This window comes from Streptomyces sp. NBC_01775, from assembly GCF_035917675.1.
Classification (GTDB): Bacteria; Actinomycetota; Actinomycetes; order Streptomycetales; family Streptomycetaceae; genus Streptomyces.
Window position 1 is genome coordinate 6,017,943 of the sequence record NZ_CP109104.1, and the last position, 25,566, is coordinate 6,043,508.

Consider the following 25,566-nt stretch of genomic DNA (forward strand, 5'->3'; position numbering starts at 1 on the left):
CTCAGCTTGTCGTCCGCCCGCGTCCCTGACCGGGACCCGCGTCCGGTCAGGACCCGCGTTCCGGTCAGGAGAACCGGTCGACGTTCTTCTTGGTGACGACCTTGACCGGCACCTTGATCTTCGGGTCCACGGTCGAACCGTCGACGATGCGCATGGCGTTGCGGACGGCCATCTTGCCCAGCTCGGCGGGCTGCTGGGCCACGGTGGAGCTGATGGTGCCCTTCTTGACGGCCTTCAGCGCCTCGGGGGTGCCGTCGAAGCCGACGAGCTTGACGTCGCCGCCGGACTTGGAGCCCAGCGCCTTGGCGGCGCCCAGCGCCATCTCGTCGTTCTCCGCGAAGATGCCGTCCAGGTCCGGGTGGGCCTGCATGACGTTGGTGGTCACGTCCAGGCCCTTGTCCCGCAGGAAGTTGGCCGGCTGCTTGGCCACGATCTTGATGCCGGGGTACTTCTTGATGCCCTCGGAGAAGCCCTTGGCGCGCTCGCGCGAGGAGGAGGTGCCCACCTGGCCGCGCAGGACGAGGATCTTGCCCTTGCCGCCGAGCTGGTCGGCCAGGCTCTTGGCCGCCATCTTGCCGCCCTCGACGTTGTCGGAGGCGACAGTGGTCTTGACCTCGGCCTTGTTGACCCCGCGGTCGGCGGCGACGACCGGGATGTTCGCGTTGCTCGCGGCCTTGACGGAAGGGCCGGCGGCGTCGGAGTCGACCGGGTTGATGATCAGAGCCTTCACATTCTTCGACGTGAAGTTCTGCACCTGGTTCGCCTGCGTCGAGGCGTCTTCCTGGGCGTCCTGGATGTTGATCTCTGCGCCCTGCGCCTTCGCCTCAGCCTCGGCGCCCTTCTTCATCTGGGTCATGAAGGGCTGGTTCAGCGCGGATATCGCGAAGCCGAGCTTCGCCTTCTCCTTGCCGCCGCTGGAGCCGGAGCCGGAGCCGCAGGCGGAGGCGGTCAGTGCGACTGCCGTGGCCACGATGACCACGGACGTGTTCTTTCTCTTGCTCATTGCTGCATTCCTTGCAGTCGGCAGATGGATGAACTACGTGCGCTCCCCCGTCGCACAAAGATCATGCGCGGCGACGCAGTGTATCGAGAAGTACGGCCAGCGCAATCACTGCCCCGATAACGACCTGCTGCCAGAAAGCGGAAACGTCCAGAAGGTTGAGTCCATTGCGTAGAACAGCAAGAATGAGCGCGCCTATCAGCGTTCCGGAAGCCTTGCCGACACCTCCGGCGAGGCTTGCGCCACCGATCACGACGGCCGCGATCGCGTCCAGTTCGTAACCTGTGGCGGCCTGTGGCTGGGCCGAGGCGAGCCGTGTCGCCAGGACGATTCCGGCAACCGCGGCGAAGGTGCCCACCAGTGCGTAGATGACCAGTTTCTGGCGCCGCACCCGGATGCCCGACAGGTGCGCGGCTTCCTCGTTGCCGCCGATCGCGTACATGGTCCGCCCGCTGTAGGTGCGGATGAGGATCACAGCGGCGATGACGCCCATCAGGATCATCACGAGCACCGGCACCGGCAGCCAGTCGCCGAGCGTCTCGCCGACCCAGGCGATGGACTCGGGCAGCGTGATCGGGGTGCCGTCGGAGACGACCAGGGCAAGACCGCGCGCCGCGGAGAGCATCGCCAGCGTGGCGATGAACGGCGGCAGCTTGCCGTAGGCGATCAGGACGCCGTTGACCAGGCCGCACGCGGTGCCGGTCAGGATGGCGAGGATGACGCCCAGGAAGACCGGCATGCCCTCGGTGGTGGTGAACCAGCCGAGCATGACGGCCGAGAAGGCCGCCACCGAGCCGACCGAGAGGTCGATGCCGCCGGAGACGATGGCGAAGGTGACGCCGAAGGCGAGGATCGCGGTCACGGCCGCCTGGACGCCGACGTTCAGCAGGTTCTGGGTGCTGAGGAAGTCGCCCGACATGATCGTCATCAGCACGATCATGGCCACCAGCGCGGTCAGCGCGCCGTTCTCCAGCAGGACGCGTCGTAGGACGTTCGGCGGCCCGTTGCCGCCGGGGCGCTTGTCCAGGCGGTGACCCGGCTGCGTGTCAATGGCCACGGGGAGAATCCTCCATCTCGCTCGTTCCTGGTGCGGAGGTGCCGACGGCCAGGGCCATGACGGCGTCCTGGCTGGCCTCCCGCGCGGTCAGTTCGCCCGCGATCCGGCCCTGGGACATCACCAGGATCCGGTCGCTCATTCCCAGCACCTCGGGGAGGTCGCTGGAGATCATCAATACCGCGTGGCCGGAGGCCGTCAGCTCGTTGATGAGCTGGTAGATCTCGACCTTGGCGCCCACGTCGATGCCGCGGGTGGGCTCGTCGAGGATCAGCACGCGGCTCTGGGCGAGCAGCCACTTGCCGATCACGACTTTCTGCTGGTTTCCACCGGAGAGGGTGCGCACGTGCTGGTCGATGTCGGCCATCCGTACGCCCAGCCGGTCGGCGATCCTGGCCGCCTCCTTGCGCTGGCCGCTCCGGTCGACGAGGCCGCCCTTGCTCGCCTCGCGCAGGGTGACCAGGCCGAGGTTGTCGGAGACCGAGGCGTCGGGCAGCAGCCCCTGGCCCTTGCGGTCCTCGGGTACCAGGCCCAGTCCGGCGGCGTGCGAGGCCCACACGTCGCTGCCCTGAAGCTTCTTGCCGCGCACCTCGACCCGGCCCGCGTCGTACCCGTCGGCACCGAAGACCGCTCGGACGACCTCGGTCCGGCCGGCGCCGACCAGTCCCGCGACGCCGACGACCTCACCGGCACGCACCTCGAAGGAGATGTCGTGGAAGACGCCCTGCTTGCGCAGCCCGGTCACCCGCAGCAGCGGCTGGCCCAGCTGGTCGGCGACCTGGCCGGTCACGCGCGGGTACTGCTGCTCGATGTCGCGGCCCACCATGAGCTTGACCAGCTCGTCCTGCGGGGTGTTCGCCGGGACCTGGCCGACGCTGCGCCCGTCGCGCAGGACGGTGACCCGGTCGCCGATGGCGGGGATCTCCTCCAGGTGGTGGGTGATCAGGACGATCCCGACACCTTCGGAGCGCAGCCTGCGCACGATGGTGAAGAGCCGGTTGACCTCCTCGGCGGTGAGCACCGCCGTCGGCTCGTCCATGATCAGTACGCCGGTGCGCAGGCTGAGCGCCTTGGCGATCTCCACCATCTGCCGCCCGGCGATGCCCAGCTTGCTGACCGGGGTGCGCGGCGGCGCCGTGATGCCGACCCTGTGGAGCAGTTCGGCGGCGTCGGCCTCCATCTTCTTGCGGTCGATCATGCCCCGGCGGCGCGGCTGGCGGCCCAGGAAGATGTTCTCCGCGATGGACAGGTGGGGGACGAGGTTGAACTCCTGGTGAATGGTGGCGATGCCGAGCTTCGCCGCCGCCTCGGCCCCGGTGATGCGCACCGGCCGACCGTCGCGCAGGACCCGCCCCGCGTCCGCGCGGTAGGCGCCGGAGAGCACCTTGATCAGGGTGCTCTTGCCGGCTCCGTTCTCGCCCAGCAGCACATGAACTTCGCCCGCGCGCAGATCGAAGTCGACGCCGTCGAGGGCGACCACGCCGGGAAAGGTCTTCCGGATGCCCTCCGTTCGCAGCAACTCCCGTGCCGGGGGCGGGTCTGGGGTGGTCAACGGCGCGTCCTTTCGTCTTCGCCGCAGGAGCGGCGCGCTATGAGGTGGGCGGAGAGCGTGACGGAGCCGGCGCTCCCTCCCCCGGACTCCGTCCGGGGGGATCCCCCCTCCACGAGGTCGGTCAGGGCCGCGACCGCACGGTGGCCCAGCTCCTGGGTCGGCTGGGCGATCGCGGTGATCGGGGGGTCGGTGTGCAGGAACCACGGGATGTCGTCGAACGCGGCCAGGGACACGTCGTCCGGCACGCGCAGGCCCAGCCGGCGCAGCTGTTCCATCACGCCCAGCGCCATCAGGTTGTCCGTCGCGAAGACCGCGTCCGGCGGCTCCGGAAGGGCGAAGAAGTCGTTGGTGACCCGGCGTCCGCTCTCCGTCTGGAAGTCGCCCTGGCCTATGTAGGCAGCGGGCAGCGGCAGCCCGTACTCGCGCAGGGCCGACCGGAAGGCACGGACCCGCTCGTTGCTCGTGGTGCTCGCGACGGGCCCGGTGATGATGGCCAGCCTGCGGTGTCCCAGGGCGTACAGGTGAGCGACCAGGGAGCGAACGGCGGACCGCCCGTCGGCGCGTACGAGCGGCACCTCCAGGCCCTCGATCCAGCGGTCGACGAAGACCATCGGGATCCCGGAGACCGCCGCCTCCCGCAGCGCGAGGGAGTCGCCGTCGGCGGGGGAGACCAGCAGTCCGTCGATACGGCGGTCCAGCAGCGTGCGCACATGGTGGTCCTGGAGCGTGAGCTGCTCGTCCGCGTTGCCGATGATGACGCTGTAGCCCCTGCTGCGCGCCGCGTCCTCGACCGCCCTGGCCAGCTCGGTGAAGAACGGATTCAGCACATCGCTGATGACCAGGCCCAGGGTGCGGGTCTGGTCGGTGCGCAGGGAACGGGCCAGCGTGTTGGGGCGATAGCGCAGCTCGGCGACCGCGTCCAGCACCCGGGATCTGGTCTCGTCACGGACCCCGCTGTGCCCGTTGAGCACACGCGAGACCGTGGCGACCGAGACGCCCGCGTGTACCGCGACGTCCTTGATGCCTGCCATTGGAGTGCCGGGTCCCAGGAAGTGGAAGTGGCTCCGTGCGCACGGCGGTCGGACTCGCGCCGCTCCTCGCATGGAAACGATTACATCGCACATGGAAGGCGATGGGTCGGGTGTGACGCAAGGGGCCGATGCAGGATCGTGACCACCTTTCGGGAACAAGGCTTCGAGAGGGGCGGAGGAGCAACTTCCGCACCGCTTGCGAGAGTTATCCACAGGGCTGCCGCGATGTCGGCAGCCGGGGCTACCGTCTGTGACATGACGTTTCAGCCTGCGGTGCTCGAAGGGGTCCTAGAGCGCATCACCTACGCCAATGAGGACAATGGGTACACCGTCGCGCGGGTGGACACCGGCCGCGGCGGCGAACTCCTCACGGTGGTGGGCGCGTTGCTGGGCGCGCAGGCGGGCGAATCGCTGCGCATGGAGGGCCGCTGGGGCTCCCATCCGCAGTACGGACGCCAGTTCCATGTGGACAACTACGTCACGGTGCTGCCCGCCACCATCCAGGGCATCCGCCGCTATCTGGGCTCGGGGCTGGTCAAGGGGGTGGGCCCGCGCATCGCCGACCGCATCGTGACCCACTTCGGCGTGGACACCCTGGAGGTCATCGAGGCCGACCCGAAGAAGCTCATCGAGGTCCCCGGCCTCGGCCCCAAGCGCACCAAGCTCATCGCCGCCGCGTGGGAGGAGCAGAAGGCCATCAAGGAGGTCATGGTCTTCCTCCAGGGCGTCGGCGTCTCCACCTCCATCGCCGTGCGCATCTACAAGCAGTACGGCGACGCGTCGATCTCCGTGGTGCGCGGCAACCCCTACCGGCTGGCGGCCGACGTGTGGGGCATCGGATTCCTGACCGCCGACCGCATCGCCCAGTCCGTCGGCATCCCGCACGACAGCCCGGAGCGGGTCAAGGCCGGACTGCGGCACGCCCTGTCGCAGTCGGCCGACCAGGGGCACTGCTATCTGCCCGAGGAGCGCCTCCTCTCCGACGCCGTCAAGCTCCTCCAGGTCGACACGGGCCTGGTGATCGACTGCCTGGGCGAGCTGGCGGGGGAAGAGGAAGGCGTGGTGCGCGAGCCGGTGCCCGACCCCGAGGACCCCTCCCGCACTCTGAACGCCGTCTATCTCATCCCCTTCCACCGTGCGGAGATCGCGCTCGCCGCCCAGCTCCAGCGGCTGCTGCGCACCCCGGAGGACCGGCTGCCCGCCTTCCAGAGCGTCGACTGGGACAAGGCCCTGGGCTGGCTCGCCACGCGCACCGGCGCGGAGCTGGCCCCCGAGCAGCGCGAGGCGGTGCGCCTCGCGCTCACCCGAAAGGTCGCGGTGCTGACCGGGGGGCCGGGCTGCGGCAAGTCCTTCACCGTCCGCTCGGTGGTCGAGCTGGCCGCCGCCAAGCAGGCCCGGGTGCTGCTGGCGGCGCCCACCGGGCGCGCCGCCAGACGGCTCTCCGAGCTGACCGGCGCCGAGGCGTCCACGGTGCACCGGCTGCTGGAGCTGAAGCCGGGCGGCGACGCGGCCTACGACAGGGACCGCCCGCTGGAGGCCGATCTGGTGGTGGTCGACGAGGCGTCCATGCTCGACCTGCTGCTGGCCAACAAGCTGCTGAAGGCCGTCCCGCCGGGCGCCCATCTGCTGCTGGTCGGCGATGTGGACCAGCTGCCCTCGGTGGGCGCGGGGGAGGTGCTGCGCGATCTGCTGGCCGAGGGCGGCCCGGTGCCCGCCGTGCGGCTGCGGCGCATCTTCCGCCAGGCCCAGCAGTCGGGTGTGGTGACCAACGCCCACCGCATCAACTCCGGCGCCCCGCCGCTCACCCAGGGAATGAGCGATTTCTTCCTCTTCGTGGAGGAGGACACGGAGGCCGCGGGGGCGCTGACCGTGGATGTGGCGGCCCGCCGCCTCCCGGCGAAGTTCGGGCTGGATCCGCGCCGCGACGTGCAGGTCCTGGCCCCGATGCACCGTGGCCCGGCCGGGGCGGGGGCGCTCAACGGGCTGCTCCAGCAGGCGGTCACCCCCGCGCGCCCCGGGCTGCCGGAGAAGCGCTTCGGGGGACGCGTCTTCCGGGTGGGCGACAAGGTCACCCAGATACGGAACAACTACGAGAAGGGGGCCAACGGGGTCTTCAACGGCACTGTCGGCGTGGTCACCGCCCTGAACCCCGACGACCAGCGGCTGACGGTGCTCACGGAGGAGGACGAGGAGGTCGGCTACGACTTCGACGAACTGGACGAGCTGGCGCACGCCTACGCCGTCACCATCCACCGCTCCCAGGGCAGCGAGTATCCAGCGGTGGTGATTCCCGTCACCACAGGGGCATGGATGATGCTCCAGCGCAACCTGCTCTACACGGCCGTGACCCGGGCCAAGCGCCTCGTGGTGTTGGTCGGTTCCCGCAGGGCACTCGGCCAGGCCGTCCGTACGGTCTCGGCCGGCCGGCGCTGCACGGCGCTCGACCACCGGCTGCGCGGGCTTCCGGCCGCCTCGACGGGCGCTTTGGCTTCCAGGGGGTGACCATGACGGCCTGGAGGGTGCAGGATAGCTAGACGGGCGGCACTCCGTGCCACCATGGAGCCCTCTGGCTGACCCCCAGTGCACCGCACTGCACCGGATGGGGGAAAGTGGAGAGAAGTCAGGGCACCTCGAAGAAGAGGCACTACGTCGGTGAGGGATGACGTGAGCGAACACCGCGACAGCGAGAACTCCGTAGTACTGCGGTACGGGGACGGCGAGTACAGCTACCCGGTCGTCGACAGCACGGTGGGCGACCGTGGGTTCGACATCGGCAAGCTGCGTGCCCAGACCGGTCTGGTGACCCTGGACTCGGGATACGGCAACACCGCCGCGTACAAATCCGCCATCACCTATCTCGACGGTGAGCAGGGCATCCTGCGCTACCGCGGCTATCCGATCGAGCAGCTGGCCGAGCACGGCTCCTTCCTGGAGACCGCCTACCTGCTGATTCACGGCGAGCTGCCGACCGTCGACGAGCTGGCCTCGTTCAAGAACGAGATCACCCAGCACACCCTGCTGCACGAGGACGTCAAGCGGTTCTACGACGGCTTCCCGCGTGACGCCCACCCCATGGCGATGCTGTCCTCGGTGGTCAGCGCGCTGTCCACTTTCTACCAGGACAGCCACAACCCCTTCGACGAGCAGCAGCGCCACCTGTCGACCATAAGGCTGCTGGCCAAGCTGCCGACGATCGCGGCGTACGCGTACAAGAAGGCCATCGGCCACCCCGTCGCGTACCCGAGCAACGATCTCGGCTACGTCGAGAACTTCCTGCGGATGACGTTCTCCGTCCCCTCGCAGGAGTACGACCTGGACCCGGTCGTGGTCAGCGCCCTCGACAAGCTGCTGATCCTGCACGCGGACCACGAGCAGAACTGTTCGACCTCCACGGTCCGCCTCGTCGGCTCCTCGCAGGCCAACATGTTCGCCTCCATCTCCGCCGGCATCAACGCGCTGTGGGGCCCCCTCCACGGCGGTGCCAACCAGAGCGTGCTGGAGATGCTCCAGGGCATCCAGGCCTCGGGCGGCGACGTCGACACCTTCATCCGGAAGGTGAAGGACAAGGAAGACGGCGTCAAGCTCATGGGCTTCGGGCACCGCGTCTACAAGAACTTCGACCCCCGCGCGAAGATCATCAAGGCGGCGGCGCACGACGTGCTCTCGGCCCTCGGCAAGAGCGACGAACTGCTCGACATCGCGCTTCGCCTGGAGGAGCACGCGCTGTCCGACGACTACTTCGTCGAGCGCAAGCTCTACCCGAACGTGGACTTCTACACCGGCCTGATCTACCGGGCCATGGGCTTCCCGACCAGCATGTTCACCGTGCTGTTCGCGATCGGCCGGCTGCCGGGCTGGATCGCCCAGTGGCACGAGATGATCAAGGAGCCGAACTCGCGCATCGGCCGTCCGCGCCAGATCTACACCGGCGTGGTCGAGCGGGACTACGTCCCGGTCGAGTCGCGCTGACCTGACCCGCACTACGCCAGGCGGAAGGCCCCGGTCCGGTCGGACCGGGGCCTTCCGTTTGTGTGGATCTCCAGAGAGACGTAGGTCACAGAAATTGGGGGGTAACCATTGTGCCGGGTTGAGTGTCTAACCGGGTGGCGTCGGCCTCCCGGCGGAGACTTCGCCACATTCCGAAGCTGTCTTGGGGGACGGATTCGGTGTGAAGAGAGGGTGAACGTGCCCGGGGAGCTTGAGCGGCCCTCCCGCCCGTACGTGCAGCCAGTAAGCGCCCGGCCAGGATCCCGTGGGGGGAATCCATGACCGGGAAACGGAAGCGCCCCGTCGACAGGCCCGTGGGGGGACCTGGCCGGCGGGGCGCTTTTCGCTGCCCGCGAGAGGGTTGCGCCCGCGCTTCGTGGCGGGGTGCCGCTTCGTGGTGGGGCCGCGCTGTGTGACGGTGCCGCTCTTCGCGTCGGGACACCGCTTCGTGGCGGGCGGCGGGGGCCGCTTCGGGTCGGGGCTGACCCTCGTGGCGGCGGGTCCGTTCGCTGCCGGCGGCCCGCTTGTTGTCCGCGGGGGTGCTCCGGTGCCCATCCCGCCGCTCCGGGGCCCGCCCCGCCGATGCCGTCGCGGCGTTCCGTCCGCTGCCCGCCCGCTGGGGCTGTTCGCTCGAACGGCCCGGCTGCCGGTGCGGCTCGTTCCGAACTGCGGTATGGGCGATTCGGCGGGATACTGGAAGTGGCTGACGTCCGGACGGACGGGCGGCCCGACGTCTCGGCGTCCGCTACGCCCGGCCCACCAGCTCGTACCCCGCCTCGTCGACGGCGTCGTGTACGGCGGCGTCGTCCAGCTCGCCGGAGGAGGTGACGGTGACCTCGCCGGAGGCGGCCACGGCCTTCACGGCCGAGACGCCCGCGATCCGTGACAGTTCCTCGGACACCGCGCCCTCGCAGTGGCCGCAGGTCATTCCGGAAACCTTGTACGTGGTCGTGACGTCGCTCATGGCCGTTCCTCCCTCTCGATCGGTGCTCCCACGGGCCCAACAGGTCGCACGGGCGGTGCCGTGGGAGGTGTTCAGGAGCTTCACGGTATACCCCCTCCGGGTATAAGGCCAACCCGCTGGTGGAACCCGCCGTCGGTCCGCGCTCCGGCGCCCCTAGGGGGCGGCTCGAAACCCCCCTGAGATGCCCCTGGGATGGCCCGGCGCCCGTTGTGGTGCCGTATCCGCACCTGTCAGCTTGGGCTTACAGGTGGAGAGGCCGGAGCGAACGGCGACAGAAGGGCAGGTGGTCCGCATGGAGGGCGCACTGTGGGCGGCGTACGCGCTGCTGGTGCTCACCACGCTGCCCCCGCTCGTTCCCAACTCCGCGCTCATCGCGACCGCCGGGGCGCTCGCGGCGACCGGCAGGCTCTCCCTCCCGCTGGTGCTGCTCGCCGTGGCGGGCAGCGCGCTCGCGGGAGATCTGGCGATCCACTGGCTGGGGCGGCGCACGGGGCCCAGGACCCGCGCGTGGCTCTCGTCGAGCGCCCGGCGCAAGGCGGCACTCGACTGGACGGCGGCACGGGTGTGGCGGCACGGAGTGCCTTTCCTCGTCGTCGTCCGTTTCCTGCCCAGCGGCAGGATCGCCGGTGGACTGGCGGCCGGCACCGTCGGCTACCCCGCGCGCCGCTTCCTGCTGGGCGCCGGGATCGCGGAGCTGCTCTGGGCGGGCTACTCGGTGGGCGTCGGCTACTGGGGCGGGCTGGTGCTGGCCGGAACGCTGTCGGGCGCGCTGGTCGGGCTGGGTGCCTCCGCGCTGCTGGCGGGTGGCGCCATGGGCGTGCAGTGGGCGATGCGTCGCCGCGCGCGGAGGTCGGCGGCTGCGCCGGCCGATGCCGATGCCGACGCCGATGCGTCTGTCGACGTCCCCGCCGACCCGCCCACCGATGCGTCCCCCGACGCGTATGTCGATGCCAACGCCGGTGCGCCCGTTGGTGCGCCCGCTCCGGCGTCCCCCAATGCCGATGCGCCCGTCGACGCGCCCGCCCCGGCGCCCCCCAGTGCCGATACGGATGCGCCCGCCCGGGCGCCCGTCCCTGCTCCGGTCTCGGTTCCGGTGTGCGTGGCCGCACGAGCCGCGGCTTCGGTGTGGGTGCCCGCACCCGCCCGATCCGCGGTTCCGCTGCGCGTGCCCGCTCCTGCCCGTCGAGCGGCAGGCGAAGGGCCCCGGTCGGCGCCTGTGAGGGGCGCTGGTCGGGGCCCGGGGGTGGTTACGGACGGGGACGCTGTCGGGGAGGGGGCGGGTGCCCCCGCCGCCGCGCCGGACTCATCGGCCGCCGCGGTGCCCGGGTCTGCGGGTGACCCAGTCACGGATGGTGTCGGCGAACCAATAGGGTTTTCCGCCCTCCACCAGATCCGACGGGGGTAGGAGGCCGTGCTTCCGGTAGGACCGCACGGTGTCCGGCTGGACGCCGATGTGCGCGGCGATTTCCTTGTACGACCAGAGCCTTCGGTCGACCATCTCTCGCACCTCCCAGGGGTGGCTGGTGATCACCAGCCCGTGCCGGGTGAACGACGCAGAGTGACGTCGGGGGAGGGGCTGTGCATCGCCTGTGACGGCGGGCCCGTGCAATGGTGACGTTGGTGACCGAACCGGAACGTGGTGTTCCCCTGGTGGAGCCTCCCCTGGCGAAGCCTCCACTCGCCGGGCCGGCCCGCCCCTCCCGCCAGGCCCGCCCCTCCCGCCAGGCCCGCCTCCACTCGCCGGGCCGGCCCGCCTCTCCCGCTAGCCGGCCCGCCCCTCCCGCTAGGCCCCGCAGCTGCGCAGAAAGCGCCGGGTGCGCTCCGCGATGGGGAACGGCTGGTCGGGCGGGCACGGATACATGTCCTGCTCGACGATGGCGAAGAGGTCGACGCCCAGCCCCTGTGCCGCCGTCAGGACCGGCTCCAGCGCGGGCACTCCGCCCGGGGGCTCGCACATCACGCCCTGGCGCACGGCGGGTCCGAACGGCGTTCCCTCGCGGACGACTTCGGCGAGGATCCGCGGGTCCACCTGCTTGAGGTGCAGATAGCCGACGCGCTCGCCGTAGGTCTCGATCAGCTTGACGCTGTCGCCGCCGCAGTAGGCGTAATGGCCGGTGTCCAGGCAGAGGTTGACCAGCCCGGAGTCGGTGGCGTCCAGGAAGCGGGTGACGTGTTCCTCGGTGTCGATGTGGGTGTCCGCGTGCGGGTGGACGGCGATCTGAAGGCCGTAGCGCTCGCGCACCTCGCGCGCCAGCCGCTCCGTGCCCTCGGCGAGGTGGCGCCACTGTTCGGTGGTGAGTTCGGGCGGCTCGATGAGCGCGGCCGTCTTGTCGTCGCGCCAGAAGGAGGGGATGACCACCAGGTGTCCGGCGCCCGTCGCGCGGGTCAGCTCCGCGACGCGGGAGACCTGCTCCCAGGTCTCGTCCCAGACGGCGGGCCCCCGGTGGAGCGAGGTGAAGACGGTGCCGGCGGAGACCTGGAGGTCCCGGGCGGCGACCTCGTCGGTGAGGCGGGCGGGGTCGGTCGGGAGGTAGCCGTAGGGGCCGAGCTCGATCCAGCGGTAGCCGGCGCGGGCCACCTCGTCGAGGAAGCGCTGCCAGGGCACCTGTTCGGGGTCGTCGGGAAACCAGACGCCCCAGGAGTCGGGTGCCGAGCCGATCCGGATGCGGTCGAGGCTGGGGGAGGGAGTGCCAGTCATGGAGCGAGCCAACCGGTGGCGAGCACCTTGGTCAAGAGTTTGTCAGGACAACATTGTGTCCTGGCGTGCGGTAGACGTCAGTATGTAAGGACAAAGTGTTGACAGTGGTCAGTCGGTGGACGGACCATGGGTCGTCAAGGCGCGCACACGGGGACGCGCACACGGACGGGGACGCGTGCACGGGGACGCGCCCCCGCGTCCCCGCGTCGACGCGCGACGTGCGGGCACGGGGGTGACCGGATACACGGAAGAGAGGCACTGGATCCATGACCGAGCCGCACGACGTGGTCACCATGGGACGCATCGGGGTCGACATCTACCCTCTCCAGACGGGCGTTCCGCTCCAGCACGTGGAGAGCTTCGGCAAGTTCCTCGGCGGATCCGCCACCAACGTCGCCGTCGCCGCCGCCCGGCTCGGCCGCTCCAGCGCCGTTATCAGCCGGACCGGTGACGACCCGTTCGGCACCTACTGTCACGAGGCACTCGGCGGCTTCGGCGTGGACGACCGGTGGGTGACACCCGTCGCCAAGTACCCGACGCCGGTGACCTTCTGCGAGATCTTCCCGCCCGACGACTTCCCGCTCTACTTCTACCGGCTGCCCAAGGCACCGGACCTGGAGATCCACGCCGGGGAGCTGGACCTGGCCGGGATCGCCGCCGCGAAGATCTTCTGGATGACGGGCACCGGGCTGTGCGAGGAGCCCAGCAGGGGCGCCACCCGCACCGCGCTCGCCGCGCGGGACACGGTGCGCACCGAGGCCGTGGCCACCGTCTTCGACCTGGACTGGCGGCCGATGTTCTGGGGCGCCGGCGCCGACGGCGAACTCTCCCCACAGGCCGCCAAGGAGGCGGCCAGGCCGCACTACCGCGAGGCGCTCGCACACGCCACCGTCGCGGTCGGCAACGTCGAGGAGTGCGAGGTCGCCACCGGCGCCCGCGAGCCCCGCGAGTGCGCCGAGGCGCTCCTGGACGCGGGAGCCGAACTGGCCGTCGTCAAGCAGGGGCCCAAGGGCGTGCTCGCCCTCCACAGGGACGGCACCGTCGCCGAGGTGCCGCCGCACCCCGTCGAGGTCGTCAACGGTCTCGGCGCCGGCGACTCGTTCGGCGGCTCCCTGTGCCACGGGCTGCTGGCCGGCTGGGACCTGGAGTACGCGATGCGGTACGCCAACGCGGCCGGGGCGCTGGTCGCCTCGCGGCTCGCCTGCTCCTCCGCCATGCCCACGGCACCCGAGGTCGAGGCCCTGCTGCGGCCCTGACCCCTCGCGCACGGGCCCTTCCGCGTGCGGCCACCCCCTCAACATCCCGAGAGCGAGCTTTCCTTGAGCAGCAGCAGTGTCAGCATCTCCGAGCTGGCCTCCTTGCGGGCCCGGCATCCGGAGGCCGTCGCGGAGGCGTGGGCGCGGCGCGTCCGCCGCCCGCTCCTGGGCGAAAGCGGACGGCTGATGATCGTCGCGGCCGACCACCCGGCACGCGGCGCACTGGCGGTCGGGGACGACAAGCTCGCCATGGCCCACCGCGCCGGGCTGCTGGAGCGCCTCACCCTCGCCCTCTCCCGTCCGGGCGTGGACGGCGTACTGGCCACCGCGGACATCCTGGAGGACCTGCTGCTGCTCGGCGCGCTGGAGAACAAGGTCGTCCTCGGCTCGATGAACCGGGGCGGGCTGGCCGGTGCCGCCTTCGAACTGGACGACCGCTTCACCGGGCACCGCGCCCAGGACATCGAACGGCTGGGCCTCGACGCGGGAAAGCTGCTGCTGCGCGTCGACTACGACGACCCCGGCTCGCTGCGCACGATGGAGGCGACGGCCCGCGCGGTCGACGACATGGCGGCGCGGCGGCTGCCCGTCTTCGTCGAGCCGTTCATCTCCCGCCGGGTGGCGGGCAAGGTGACCAACGACCTGAGCGCGGAGGCCGTCGCCCGCTCCATCGCCATCGCCTCCGGGCTGGGCGGCACCTCCGCCTACACCTGGCTCAAGCTGCCGGTCACCACGGATCCCGAGGACATGGCCTGGGTGTCCGAGACCTCCGCGCTGCCGGTCGTCCTGCTCGGCGGCGAGGTCAACGGTGACCAGGAAGGCGCGTACGAGAAGTGGCGCAAGGCGCTGAGTCTGCCGACGGTGCGCGGGCTCGTCGTCGGGCGCTCGTTGCTCTATCCGGCCGGTGGCGATGTGCGCGCGGCCGTCGACACCGCTGTCGGACTGCTGTGAACGCCGGGAACGCCGGGAACGCCAGAAAAGCTGTGAACGCCGGGAACGCCGGGAAAGCTGTGAACGCTCCGAAGGGGGCCTGCGCATGACCGCCACCGACTCCGACTTCCACCTGCGCGCGGGGAGTGCCGCCGCGGGCCCCTACGCCCTGGACATCGACCCCGAACGGGCGGGCTGGGGCTACTCCTCGCTGCGCGTCCTGGCGCTGGCGCCGGGTGCCGGCCACCGGTTCGCCACCGGGGACAGCGAGTGGATCGTGCTGCCGCTCAACGGCGGCTGCACCGTCGAGGCCGAAGGCGAGGTCCTCGAACTGCACGGCAGGAAGAGCGTCTTCAGCGGCGTGAGCGACTTCGCGTATGTGCCGCGCGATGCCGAGGTACGCATCAGCAGCGCCGCGGGCGGGCGGTTCGCGCTCACCGGCGCGCGCTGCGAGCGGCGGCTCGCGGTGCGCTACGGCGCGGCCGAGGACGTCCCCGTCGAGCTGCGCGGCAGCGGCTCGTGCTCGCGCCAGGTCAACAACTTCGGCGCCGCCGGCGTCTTCGAGGCCGACAAGCTCATCGCCGTCGAGGTGCTGACCCCCGGCGGCAACTGGTCCTCCTACCCGCCGCACAAGCACGACGAGCACCGCGAGGGCGCCGAGAGCGAGCTGGAGGAGATCTACTACTTCGAGATCGCCCCCCACGGCTCCACCGAGGGCCTCGGCTACCAGCGCGTGTCCCCCAGCGGCCAGGGCAGGGGCACCGATGTGCTGGCCGAGGTGCGCAGCGGCGACGCGGTGCTCATCCCCGACGGCTGGCACGGCCCCTCCATGGCCGCGCCCGGCCACGACATGTACTACCTGAATGTGATGGCGGGCCCGGGGGTGGATCGGGCGTGGCTTATCTGCGACCATCCTGATCACGCGTGGATCCGTGGTTCCTGGGCCGATATGGCAGTGGATCCAAGGCTTCCGCTGTACGAGGCGAAGGAAACCGAGGGGTCGCGGGGCGACTTGTGGGACGGCTCGCGGGGCGGGGCCCAGGACGGCCCGCGGCGCGGGGCCCAGGACGGCCCGCGGCGCGGGGCCCAGGAAGGAGAGGGTGCCAAGTGACCACCGTCGAGCTCACCACCGGGCAGGCACTCGTCCGTTTCCTGGCCGTCCAGTACACCGAGCGCGACGGGCAGCGGCACCGGCTCATCGACTCCTGCTGGGGCATCTTCGGCCACGGCAACGTCGCGGGCCTCGGCCAGGCGCTGGTGGAGAGCGGCCAGGGCCCCGGCGCCCCGCTCCCCTTCCACCAGGGCCGCAACGAGCAGGCCATGGTGCACGCCGCCGTCGGCTTCGCACGCCAGAACAACCGGCTCTCCGCCCAGGCCGTGACCACCTCCATCGGACCGGGCGCCACCAACCTGGTCACCGGAGCCGCGCTGGCCACCGTCAACCGCCTGCCGGTGCTGCTGCTGCCCGGCGACGCCTTCGCGAGCCGGGTCCCCGACCCCGTCCTCCAGCAGCTCGAAGTGCCCTACGCGGGCGACGTCTCCGTCAACGACGCGCTGCGCCCCGTCTCCCGCTACTTCGACCGCGTCACCCGGCCCGAGGCGCTGATCCCCGCCGCGCTCTCCGCGATGCGGGTGCTGGCCGACCCCGCCGAGACCGGCGCCGTCACCCTCGCCCTGCCGCAGGACGTGCAGGCCGAGGCATACGAGTGGCCGCGGGAGTTCTTCGCCGAGCGGGTGTGGCGGGTGGGACGGCCGGGGCTGGAGCCGGAGGTGCTGGCCCAGGCCGCCGAGGCCGTACGCGCCGCCCGCCGCCCGCTGCTGGTCGCCGGTGGCGGCGTTCACCACAGCGAGGCCGAGGAGGCGCTGCGCGTCCTGGCCGACACGACCGGCATCCCGGTGGCCTCCACCCAGGCGGGCAAGGGCTCGCTGCGCCACGACCACCCCTGTGACGTGGGCGGACTCGGTCACACCGGCACGGCCGTCGCCGATGAACTCGCCCGCTCCGCCGACCTGGTCATCGGCGTCGGCACCCGCTGGACCGACTTCACGACCGCCTCCGCCACCTTGTTCGCCGCGCCGGAGGTGCGCTTCGTCAACCTCAACGTCACCTCCTTCGACGGCCACAAGCTGGGCGCGCTCCCCGCCCTCGCCGACGCGCGCGCCGGCCTGGAGGCGCTGGCCGGCGCGCTGCGCGGATACCGCGTCACGCCCGACTACGAAGCCGAGTACGCGCGCGGCAAGGAGCGCTGGGAGCGGGTGGTGGCCGAGGCGTTCGCCGCGCACCCGCTGGATGAGAAGGCCCGTCCCTCGCAGACCCAGGTGCTCGGCGCGCTCGACACGGTCGTCGGCGACGAGGACGTGGTCATCAACGCGGCCGGATCCATGCCCGGCGACCTGCACAAGCTGTGGCGGGCCCGCTCGGCCCGGCAATACCACCTGGAGTACGGGTACTCGTGCATGGGCTACGAGATCCCGGCCGCCATCGGCGTGCGCATGGCGGCGCCCGAGCGGCCCGTGTGGGCGCTGGTGGGCGACGGTACGTATCTGATGCTGCCCACCGAGATCGTCACCGCGGTCCAGGAGGGCGTCAACATCAATGTCGTGCTGGTGCAGAACCACGGCTACGCCTCCATCGGCGGGCTGTCCGAGCAGACCGGCGCCGAACGCTTCGGCACCGCCTACCGCTTCCGGGACGCCGAGGGCGGCTACACCGGAGCGCCGCTGCCCGTCGACCTGGCCGCCAACGCCGCCTCGCTCGGCATGGAGGTGCTGCGCGCGGCCACATACACCGAACTGCGCGAGGCACTGGCGGCGGCGCGCGCCTCCGACCGGCCCACCTGCGTCCACGTCGAGACCGACACCAGCCCGGCCGTGCCCGCGCCGGGCGCCGAGGCGTGGTGGGACGTGGTCGTCGCCGAGACCTCGGGCCGTACGGCGGCCCGTGCGGCGCGGGAGGAGTACGAGCGCCAACGGACCCGTCAGCGCCGGCACTTGTGAGCTCGCGAGCGGCCCGAGCGACCAGCACCACCCGCACGACCCTCACGTCCCAAGAAAGGTCCGCACCATGAAGACCCTCGGCCACTGGATCGGCGGCAAGCCCGTCGAGTCCGCCTCCGGCTCCTTCGGGCCGGTCTACAACCCGGCGACCGGCGCTCAGCCCGCACAGGTGTCCCTCGCCTCCGTCGAGGAGGTGGACGCGGCGGTCGCGGCGGCCAAGGACGCCTACGCGGACTGGTCACAGTCGTCACTGGCCAGGCGCACCGCCTTCCTGTTCAAGTACCGCGAACTGCTGGACGCCCGGCGTGACGAGATCGCCGCGCTGATCACGGCCGAGCACGGCAAGGTGCACTCCGACGCGCTGGGCGAGGTCGCGCGCGGCATGGAGATCGTGGAGCTGGCCTGCGGGATCCCCGAGAAGCTCAAGGGCGAGCTGTCCACCCAGGTCTCCACCCGCGTGGACGTCTCCTCCATCCGGCAGGCGGTCGGCGTGGTGGCGGGCATCACGCCGTTCAACTTCCCCGCCATGGTGCCGATGTGGATGTTCCCGCTGGCGATCGCCTGCGGCAACACCTTCATCCTCAAGCCCAGCGAGAAGGACCCCTCGGCCTCCTACCGCCTCGCGGAGATCGCCGCCGAGGCCGGGCTGCCCGACGGCGTACTCAACGTCGTCAACGGCGACAAGGTGGCCGTCGACCGGCTGCTGTCCCACCCGGACGTGGCCGCCGTCTCCTTCGTCGGCTCCACCCCCATCGCGAAGTACATCCAGGCCGAGGCCACCGCCAACGGCAAGCGCGTCCAGGCCCTCGGCGGCGCGAAGAACCACATGATGGTGCTCCCCGACGCCGACCTGGACCACGCGGCGGACAACGCCATCAACGCGGCCTACGGCTCGGCCGGTGAGCGCTGCATGGCCGTCTCCGTCGTCGTCGCGGTCGGCAACACCGGCGACGCGCTGGTCTCCAAGATCGCCGAGCGGGCGGCCAGGCTGCGCATCGGCCCCGGCGACGACCCGGCCAGCGAGATGGGCCCGCTGATCACCCGTGAGCACCGCGACAAGGTCGTCTCCTACGTCACCGGGGCCGCCGCACAGGGCGCCGAGGTCGTGGTGGACGGCACCGGATTCTCGGTGGAAGGGCACGAGAGCGGCTTCTTCACGGGCGTCTCGCTGCTCGACAAGGTCAAGCCCGGCATGGCCGCCTACGACGACGAGATCTTCGGCCCCGTGCTGTGCGTGGTGCGCGCCGAGACCTACGACGAGGCGATCGCGCTCATCAACGGCAGCAAGTGGGGCAACGGGACCGCGATCTTCACCCGCGACGGCGGCGCGGCCCGCCGCTTCCAGTTGGAGGTGGAGGCCGGCATGGTCGGCGTCAACGTGCCCATCCCGGTGCCGGTCGGCTACCACTCCTTCGGAGGCTGGAAGCAGAGCCTCTTCGGGGACCTGCACATCTACGGCAACGACGGAGTGCGGTTCTACACGCGCGGCAAGGTCGTCACCACCCGCTGGCCCGACCCGAGCGACAGCGCCGGGATCAACCTCGGCTTCCCGAGCAACAGCTGACGCCTCACCAGAGCGACAGCTGAATCCTCCCCCGACGCCCGCCGACAGCACCCGCGCCGCCCCTCGGGGACGGCGGCGGGGGCTGTCTGCTTAGGCCTCATCTGTCACCGTATTCTCGGGAGCATGATGGCCACGCCGCTGCCCTGGCTACGGGCGCTCAAGGACACCGCGCAGTCAGGGCTCAGCGTGGAGCGCGCCTCGCTGGCGCCACTGATAGCGGTGCGCGGGGCGTGCGGCGTGGCGCTCGTGGTCGGGCTCGCGCTGCTGTTCGGCTCCCCGCAGCTCGCCGTCTCCAGCGCGTTCGGCGCCTTCGCCTCCGGGATCGCCACCTTCCAGCGCAGCTGGCGCCCCCGGCCCGTGCTCGCGCTCGCCGCCGCGGCGGGGCTGGCCATCTCCACCTTCCTCGGCTATCTGGTGATCGCCTGGCCCCCGGCGTTCGTCCTGCTGCTGGCCGTATGGGCGTTCCTGGCGGGCATGGCCTGGGCGATGGGCCCCACCTCCGGAGTGGTCGCCGCCTTCAACGTCGCGGTGATGCTGATCACCGTCACCCTGCCGGCCAGCACCCTGGGCGCGCTCAGCCACGCCGCGCTCATCGCCTGCGGCGGGGTGGTGCAGGCGGGGCTGATCGTGCTGTTCCCCATACGGCCCTGGGGCGAGCGGCGCGACACCCTCGCGGACGCGCTCGCGGGCGTCGCCGACTACGCGCGCCGGCTGCGGCACGACCCCATGGCGCCCTTCGACCCCGAACCGCTGATCGAGGCCCGCAGCGCCGCCGCCGTCACCCCGCGTCAGGCCCGGCGCCGGCCCCGGCAGTTGCAGGGCTACCGCGCGATGGCCGAGCGCTTCCGCCCCGTCCTCGCCTCGCTCGCCGACCCCGTCGTCGGCGGAGCCCCGATGGTGGGACCCGAACGCGACCGCGTACGCGAACTGCTGGCCGCCGCCGCCACCGTCCTGGACGCCACCGCGCGCGCCATCCGCCGCGGCGAGCGCGTGCGGCTGCCCGACCAGGCGCTGGATGTGCTCCAGGTCCCCAAGGAAGGGCCGGTGCTCTCGGGCCCGGCGCGGCGGGCCGGGCTGCGGCTGATCGCGCTCACCGACGACGCGGTGGAAGCGGCACAGGAACCCGTCGAGGTCACCCGGCACGGGCTGTTGGCCCGGGTGACCTGGCACGTGGCCGACCGCGAGGGCCACCGCCCCGGATTCCCCGACCGCAAGCCGATGGTGGGCGCGAGTCTGGACGGTCCCTACGGCCCCGACCCCGAGGAAGAGGCGGCCGAGGAGGCGGCCAAGGCCGAGGAGCGGGAGAAGGCGAAGGCCGCGGGCGGGAAGCACACCCCCGCCGCGGGGAACGCACTCGCGCGCGAGCGCCATCTGCACATGCCCACCCTCGCGGCGATGGTGCCCGTGGCGCTGCGGGCCTTCCGCCGGGAGGCGCGCTGGAAGTCGCCCATCCTGCGGCACGCGCTGCGCGTCAGCGTCGTGGCCTCGATCGGCTATGTGCTGGGCAAGGAACTGCCGCCCGCGCACGGGTACTGGGTGCCGCTGACCGCCGTCATGGTGCTGCGGCCCGACTTCTCCCGCACGTACGAGCGGGGCGTCGGCCGCTTCGTGGGGACGCTCATCGGTGTCGGCGTCGCGGGCACGGTGATGGGGCTGGCCGGCCCGGGCCCCTTTCTGAACGCGCTGCTGGCCGTGGTGAGCGTCGGGTTCATGTATTTGCTGATGCGCACCGGGTACGCCATCTCGCAGATCTTCACCGGCTCCTACGTCGTCTTCCTGCTCGGCATCCTGGGCGCCGAGTGGTATCAGACCGCCTTCGAACGCGTCTGGCTCACCGCGCTCGGCGGGGTGCTGGCCATGGTCAGCTACGCCCTCTTCCCCGCCTGGGAGACCCCGCTGCTGCGCGACCGGCTCGCCGACTGGCTGGCGGCGACGGGGCGTTACGCGATGGCCGTGCTGGACGCCTTCGCGCAGCCCGCCGAGCGCGCCCCGCGGCAGGTGCGCGAGGCCCTGCTGGACACGCGTGCCGCGCGCATGGAGTGGGAGCAGACCGTCAGCCGCGCCGAGGCCGAACCCGTACGGCACCGGGGCCGCCTCTCGCAACGCTCGGTGACCGACGCGCAGTCCGCGCTGGTCACCATGGGCCGCGCCACGATGCTTCTGGAGGCCCACCTCCCCGACCGGGACGCGCAACCCTCCGTGGGCGCCGGGGAGTTCTCCGCCGCCCTCGCACCCGCCGTCTCCCGGGCGGTCGAGGCGATCCGCGCGAGCAGGCCGCTGGAGTGGGGGAGCGTGCACGAGGCGCTGTCCCACTGGTGGGAGCAGGCCGAGGACCCGCCACCGGTCGACCTGCGCACGGCGGAACTCCTCACGGACGCGCTGGACGACCTGGCCGAGGCGGTCGACCCGAAGAAGGGGAAGACGCGGACCGAGCGGGCCGAGGGTGCGCCGGCTGAGCGGGCCGAGGGCTCGGGGCGGACCGGGGGGTCCGGCGGGTCCGGGCGCTCCGGTGACGAGGGCGACGAGGGGGACGAGGAAGAGCGGGCGCCGGGGCCGGAGTCCGACGCGGAGTCGGCGTCGGCCTCGGAGCGCGACGGGGTGGACGAGGAATGGGACGGCGACGGGACCAAGGCCGAGGAAGGGCCCGGCGTCGGGGAAGCGGGCCGGTGAATTCGGCCGGGCGGAGTTGATTCGGCCGACTCGATTCGACGGGGTCAACTCGGCTTGGTAGCACGGGCGGTGGTGGCCGTGGTGGCCGTGGTGGCCGTGGTGGCCTTGCGGGTCGGCGGGGTGAGGCGCGACGGCTCGGCGGGGTGAGGCGCGACGGCTCGGCGGGTGGCCGGACGGGGGGCGGCCCGACCGGGCGGGACCGTACGTACCGACGGGGCGGGAGCCGTACATACGGTGGGGGCGGGGGCGATTCGAGGCCCCGCCCCCTGCTGTCACCGCACGTCGAACTCGTTGCCCTCCGGGTCGGCCATCGTCACATGGTGGGTCCCCGGCTCCTCCACCACGCGCAGCATCCGCGCGCCCAGCCGCTCCAGCCTTTTGACCTCGGCGTCGCGGGCATCGGTACCCGCGTGCAGGTCCATGTGGAGGCGGTTCCCGCTCTCCTTCGGCTCGGGTACGGCGCGGAACAGCAGCCTTCTGCCCAGGCCCGTACCGGTGTCCTCGGCGACCGGGTCGTGGGGGTGGCGTATCGCGGCGGCGTGCCGCCACGCCTTGCGGCCCGCGTGCCGCTCGTCGGGGACGATCTGGGCCTCGGTGATGGCGCCCATGCTGTGCAGGCGCTCGATGTGGGCGCTGTGGTCCTCCGCCGTGTAACCGAGGGCCTGTTCCCAGAAGTGGGCGAGGCGGTGGGGATCTTCGCAGTCGATGACGAGTTTCCAGTCGAGGGCCATGTCACGCGTCCGTTCTGGGGTGCGGACGGGGAACCGCACGGCGCTGGATCCCCGGGTTCCTGTTTCTTAGCCGGGGGACGCCGTGGCCGCAACTGTGAACGAGTGTACGGAGCATGCCCGTTGGGCGGCTCAGCCCCTCGGTCTGCCGCCCGTCGTGGCTTCCGTCAGGCCCAGTTCGGTGCGGCGGCGGTAGCCGTAGAGCGCCGCGCCCGTCGCGCAGACGAGGAGCACGGTGCCCGCCGTGCCCCAGGCGACGTAGAAGCCCGTGAGGCCGTCCGGCTCCGAACGGCGGGGCCGCGTCTCGCCCTTGGGGTCGAGGAAGACCCGCAGTCTGTCGCCCTCGGCGGAGCCCCCGCAGGTGCTGATGCTCAGGCCCTCTTCCGTCTCCGCCGTCATACGGCCCGGCGTCAGCGGACGCAGCTCGCACACCGGGCCGCCCTTGGCCTGGTGCCGTACCTCGGTCACCTCGGTGGCGACCCACTGGCCTCTGTCCAGCAGGATGGAGGTGGAAAAGCCGTTCCAGGCCACGCCCACCAGCGCCAGGCTCGCGAAGACGACGAGGAGGAGATAGCGGCGTCGCGGCCCGTAGTGCGCCAGCTCCAGCAGTAGCGCGAGCAGGTAGAGCGCGGTGAGCGCGGCCAGTGTCCAGAACAGGCCCTGGCCCGCGCCGGTGCGGTGCGGCACCAGCGCGGCCACCAGCGCCAGGGCGCACCCCAGCAGCGTGGCGCTCACCGCGGCGGTGACGGCCCCGCCCCGGGAGAGGCCGCGTATCCGGGCACTCAACCGGGGGCTCAGGCGGTGTGGCGCGGCGGGTTCGGAGCCGAGACCTGAATAGAGCACGGCGCTGGGGGAGCGCGGCGGCAGCCCGGACGCTCCCGATCCGGGCTCCGACCCGGATCCGGCTCCGGCGCGGTCGGCCGAGGTGGCTCCCGCGCCGCTGCCGGTGGCCCGGTGGCGGCGGGCCTTCGCTATACCAGCGCACCCGGCGGCGCTCAGGATGGCCGTCCACACGAGGAAGGTGCCGTACAGCGTCGGGTCGGGCTCCTCGTACGGGTCGGAGCTGAACGCCTGGGTGAGGCCGGAGGCGAGGAAGAGCCCGGCGAGGGCCAGCGCGATGCCGGAGAGGGTGAGCCAGGCGGCGCGGCTGCGGCGCAGCGCGCGCTGCGCCCTCGGGCCGCGCGGGGCGCCGTACAGCTCCAGCAGTCTGCGCCGGTCCCGGCTCTTGAGAGCGAGCGGTACCAGCAGCACGCTGGTGGCGGCGACGAGCGCGACGCCGGTGACCAGCGACAGGTTGGCGCCCGTGCCGTCGGGGCGGCCGACGTGGGTGTAGTCGTAGATGCCGGAAGCCAGGAATCCGGCCCCGGCGCACAGGCCGACGATCAGCGCCACCCGCAGCCACAGCTCCCGCGCCGCCAGCTCCGCGCGCACGAGGGCCGCGCCGTAGGCCGCCGTCTCCCCGGCGCCACGCCCCTCCCGAACCGCCCCCGTTCCCGGGTCCGTCCCCGTCTCCGGGGCCGTTCCCGCTCCCGTTCCCGGGTCCGTGCCGGTGTCCGCGTCCGTGCCCGTCATGCTTCACCCCGTCCCACATGCGGCCATGCGTGCCCCGCACTCTATGCGCCGCCACCGACAGGCCCCGTGGGCAGGGGCGCCGGGCTCTGCGGGCGCGAGTGAGAGCACGTGGAGCAGGGCGGCGCGCCCGTCCCGGCGGCGGTTTTCGTGGGACGCGTTGTATACGCGGGGCACCCGAGGATGCAGCCTGTAGCCGATGACGCGTCACTGGCCGGTCAGGGGCGCCCGGTGGAACATCGGGCTGGGGCTGCTGGCTGCGTTGATACTGCTGGCCGCGCTGCTGTCGGTGCCCGGCGACGGCGGGGGCCGGAAGTGTGCGGGGGCGCACGTCACCGGGTGGCGCGCCGATGAGCGCATGACGCGGGAGCTGGCCCGGTACGGGAACGACAACGCGCGGCCGGACGACTGGACGGGCGGCGACGGCACCCGCTCCGTACGGCTGCCGGACGGGCGCACGCTGTGGATGTCGGCCGACACCTTCCTCGACGAGGTCTACGGCGGCAGGAGCCGTAAGCCCAATCCCGTATGGGTGCGCAACTCCGGCCTGGTGATGTCCGCGGGCGGCAAGTTCGAGCGCACGCTCCTGGGCGGCACCGAGTCCCGGCCGACAGCGCTGTTTCCCGGAACCGCGGCCGAGGGCGGGCGCGAGGTGTGGCGCTGGCCGGTGCAGGCGGTGGTCGAGCCGCGCCGCCCCGGCTCGGACGAGAAGGTCGTACGCGTCCTGCTGTGGCAGCGGGAGGCCGGTCAGGCGCCGTGGATCTACGGCGTGCCGCGCGCCAGCGAGGTGGCGACGTTCTCGCTGCCCGGCCTCGAACTGGAGGGCGTCACCAGCGTCTACGAGCCCAGGCACACCGACGTCGAACGCCGCGTCCTGTACGGCACTTCGGCCCTCGGCGAGGGCGGCTGGACCTATGTGTTCGGCGCCGACGAGGGCAGCGTCGGCGGCAAGGCATCCCGCGCCCACGTCGCGCGGGCCCCGGTGGGACGGCTGGACGATCCGGATGCCTGGCAGTTCTGGGGCGGCGCCGCGAGCGGGAGCGGCGGGTCCAGCGCGGGCGCCAAGGGCCTCGGCTGGCAGGAGGACCCGGCCCGTTCGGTGCCGATACTCGTCGGCGAGACCGCGCAGCGCGGTGCCACCGGCACCTACACCGTCGTCCGCCGCGGGGACACCTGGCTGTTGCTGACCATGGACGCGGGCGCACCGGACGGCGGCGGCGTCACGGATGTGGTCTCGTACTGGTCGTGCACACCGACGGGCCCCTGGCACGGTCCCTCCAAGGTCGCCGCGCCACCGCTCCCGCCGGGTGCGACGCGGGCGGGCGCCGTCCCCTACAACCCGCAGGCGCACGCGGAGTTCAGCTCCGACGACGGAGGCGGCAGCGGTGGCGGGCGTGGGCTGCTGATCAGCTACGACGTCAACGTCATGAACTCCACCGGCGCCATCCACCAGGACGTCGCCTACTACCGCCCCCGCTTCCTGCGTCTGGTCACCGAGCCGGTCGCGGACGGTGACGAGTAGCGCGGCCCCGGGCCCCTCCTCGCCTACGCTGTCCCTCCGTCCAC

16 protein-coding genes and 2 pseudogenes are annotated in these 25,566 nt (G+C 71.9%); 10 read left to right on the plus strand and 8 right to left on the minus strand.

All coding sequences use genetic code 11. The features are described 5' to 3' along the window. Positions 1–64: 64 nt before the first annotated feature. From OHB04_RS26805 to OHB04_RS26815, 3 genes and pseudogenes are all read right to left on the minus strand, one after another. Positions 65–2,027 (minus strand): annotated as a pseudogene (locus OHB04_RS26805) (ABC transporter permease/substrate-binding protein). A 19-nt stretch (positions 2,028–2,046) separates the two neighbouring features. Beyond that, positions 2,047–3,606: a sugar ABC transporter ATP-binding protein gene (locus OHB04_RS26810; protein ID WP_326690206.1), complete on the minus strand. Its 1,560-nt coding sequence runs from the start codon at positions 3,604–3,606 to the stop codon at positions 2,047–2,049. Beyond that, positions 3,603–4,637, minus strand: coding sequence for a LacI family DNA-binding transcriptional regulator (locus OHB04_RS26815; RefSeq protein WP_326690207.1), 1,035 nt, complete (start codon positions 4,635–4,637; stop codon positions 3,603–3,605). The genes OHB04_RS26810 and OHB04_RS26815 overlap by 4 nt, the downstream gene beginning before the upstream one ends. A gap of 255 nt (positions 4,638–4,892) precedes the next feature. Between OHB04_RS26815 and recD2 the strand changes: the two genes are divergently transcribed. Both recD2 and OHB04_RS26825 read left to right on the plus strand, forming a co-directional pair. After that, entirely contained in the window at positions 4,893–7,139 is a 2,247-nt protein-coding gene (recD2, locus tag OHB04_RS26820; protein ID WP_326808474.1) for an SF1B family DNA helicase RecD2, read from the plus strand. A 150-nt stretch (positions 7,140–7,289) separates the two neighbouring features. Next, the gene (locus OHB04_RS26825; protein WP_326690209.1) at positions 7,290–8,606 is read left to right on the plus strand and encodes a citrate synthase; all 1,317 of its coding nucleotides are present in this window, start codon (positions 7,290–7,292) and stop codon (positions 8,604–8,606) included. 763 nt (positions 8,607–9,369) lie between these two features. Here the strand turns inward: OHB04_RS26825 and OHB04_RS26830 are convergent. Next, complete coding sequence (locus OHB04_RS26830) at positions 9,370–9,588, minus strand: heavy-metal-associated domain-containing protein (protein WP_326690210.1); 219 nt, start codon at positions 9,586–9,588, stop codon at positions 9,370–9,372. Between the two features lie 292 nt (positions 9,589–9,880). Between OHB04_RS26830 and OHB04_RS26835 the strand changes: the two are divergent. After that, a pseudogene (locus tag OHB04_RS26835) lies at positions 9,881–10,306 on the plus strand (DedA family protein); the annotation flags it as partial. A gap of 585 nt (positions 10,307–10,891) precedes the next feature. Here the strand turns inward: OHB04_RS26835 and OHB04_RS26840 are convergent. Together OHB04_RS26840 and OHB04_RS26845 are read right to left on the minus strand one after the other, a co-directional pair. Further along, positions 10,892–11,086 carry a MerR family transcriptional regulator gene (locus OHB04_RS26840; RefSeq protein WP_326692921.1) on the minus strand — a complete coding sequence of 65 codons (195 nt, stop codon included), beginning with the start codon at positions 11,084–11,086 and terminating at the stop codon, positions 10,892–10,894. A 285-nt stretch (positions 11,087–11,371) separates the two neighbouring features. Continuing rightward, positions 11,372–12,286 (minus strand): sugar phosphate isomerase/epimerase family protein, encoded by a 915-nt coding sequence (locus tag OHB04_RS26845; RefSeq protein ID WP_326690211.1) that lies wholly within the window; start codon positions 12,284–12,286, stop codon positions 11,372–11,374. A 266-nt stretch (positions 12,287–12,552) separates the two neighbouring features. On the opposite strand from OHB04_RS26845, the gene iolC reads away from it, so the two are divergent. The 6 genes from iolC to OHB04_RS26875 all read left to right on the plus strand — a co-directional run bounded on the left by iolC (position 12,553) and on the right by OHB04_RS26875 (position 21,703). After that, positions 12,553–13,542, plus strand: a complete 990-nt coding sequence (gene iolC / locus OHB04_RS26850; protein ID WP_326690212.1) for a 5-dehydro-2-deoxygluconokinase — start codon at positions 12,553–12,555, stop codon at positions 13,540–13,542. Between the two features lie 63 nt (positions 13,543–13,605). Then, on the plus strand, positions 13,606–14,493 hold the full coding sequence (locus tag OHB04_RS26855) for a Cgl0159 family (beta/alpha)8-fold protein (protein WP_326808475.1): 888 nt from the start codon (positions 13,606–13,608) through the stop codon (positions 14,491–14,493). Positions 14,494–14,578: 85 nt separating this feature from the next. Next, entirely contained in the window at positions 14,579–15,583 is a 1,005-nt protein-coding gene (gene iolB / locus OHB04_RS26860; protein ID WP_326808476.1) for a 5-deoxy-glucuronate isomerase, read from the plus strand. Then, positions 15,580–17,469, plus strand: a complete 1,890-nt coding sequence (gene iolD / locus OHB04_RS26865; protein WP_326808477.1) for a 3D-(3,5/4)-trihydroxycyclohexane-1,2-dione acylhydrolase (decyclizing) — start codon at positions 15,580–15,582, stop codon at positions 17,467–17,469. The genes iolB and iolD overlap by 4 nt, the downstream gene beginning before the upstream one ends. A 67-nt stretch (positions 17,470–17,536) precedes the next feature. Next, a complete protein-coding gene (locus OHB04_RS26870; protein WP_326690216.1) occupies positions 17,537–19,033 on the plus strand; it encodes a CoA-acylating methylmalonate-semialdehyde dehydrogenase in 1,497 nt (498 codons plus the stop codon). A gap of 123 nt (positions 19,034–19,156) precedes the next feature. Continuing rightward, entirely contained in the window at positions 19,157–21,703 is a 2,547-nt protein-coding gene (locus OHB04_RS26875; protein ID WP_326808478.1) for an FUSC family protein, read from the plus strand. A gap of 272 nt (positions 21,704–21,975) precedes the next feature. Here OHB04_RS26875 and OHB04_RS26880 read toward each other — a convergent pair whose 3' ends face one another. Together OHB04_RS26880 and OHB04_RS26885 are read right to left on the minus strand one after the other, a co-directional pair. Beyond that, positions 21,976–22,434: a VOC family protein gene (locus tag OHB04_RS26880; protein WP_326690218.1), complete on the minus strand. Its 459-nt coding sequence runs from the start codon at positions 22,432–22,434 to the stop codon at positions 21,976–21,978. A 129-nt stretch (positions 22,435–22,563) separates the two neighbouring features. Beyond that, a complete protein-coding gene (locus OHB04_RS26885; protein ID WP_326690219.1) occupies positions 22,564–24,003 on the minus strand; it encodes a hypothetical protein in 1,440 nt (479 codons plus the stop codon). Positions 24,004–24,199: 196 nt separating this feature from the next. Here OHB04_RS26885 and OHB04_RS26890 point away from each other — a divergent pair, with 196 nt between their 5' ends. Beyond that, positions 24,200–25,522, plus strand: a complete 1,323-nt coding sequence (locus OHB04_RS26890; protein WP_326808479.1) for a hypothetical protein — start codon at positions 24,200–24,202, stop codon at positions 25,520–25,522. Positions 25,523–25,566 lie beyond the last annotated feature (44 nt).

Coding starts and splice junctions, on each gene's coding strand:
- OHB04_RS26840 (WP_326692921.1), bottom strand. CDS start 11,086: ATGGTCGACCGAAGGCTCTGGTCGTACAAGGAAATCGCCGCGCACATC.
- OHB04_RS26890 (WP_326808479.1), top strand. CDS start 24,200: ATGACGCGTCACTGGCCGGTCAGGGGCGCCCGGTGGAACATCGGGCTG.
- OHB04_RS26845 (WP_326690211.1), bottom strand. CDS start 12,286: ATGACTGGCACTCCCTCCCCCAGCCTCGACCGCATCCGGATCGGCTCG.
- recD2 (WP_326808474.1), top strand. CDS start 4,893: ATGACGTTTCAGCCTGCGGTGCTCGAAGGGGTCCTAGAGCGCATCACC.
- iolB (WP_326808476.1), top strand. CDS start 14,579: ATGACCGCCACCGACTCCGACTTCCACCTGCGCGCGGGGAGTGCCGCC.
- iolC (WP_326690212.1), top strand. CDS start 12,553: ATGACCGAGCCGCACGACGTGGTCACCATGGGACGCATCGGGGTCGAC.
- OHB04_RS26875 (WP_326808478.1), top strand. CDS start 19,157: ATGATGGCCACGCCGCTGCCCTGGCTACGGGCGCTCAAGGACACCGCG.
- OHB04_RS26815 (WP_326690207.1), bottom strand. CDS start 4,637: ATGGCAGGCATCAAGGACGTCGCGGTACACGCGGGCGTCTCGGTCGCC.
- OHB04_RS26885 (WP_326690219.1), bottom strand. CDS start 24,003: ATGACGGGCACGGACGCGGACACCGGCACGGACCCGGGAACGGGAGCG.
- OHB04_RS26880 (WP_326690218.1), bottom strand. CDS start 22,434: ATGGCCCTCGACTGGAAACTCGTCATCGACTGCGAAGATCCCCACCGC.
- OHB04_RS26830 (WP_326690210.1), bottom strand. CDS start 9,588: ATGAGCGACGTCACGACCACGTACAAGGTTTCCGGAATGACCTGCGGC.
- OHB04_RS26870 (WP_326690216.1), top strand. CDS start 17,537: ATGAAGACCCTCGGCCACTGGATCGGCGGCAAGCCCGTCGAGTCCGCC.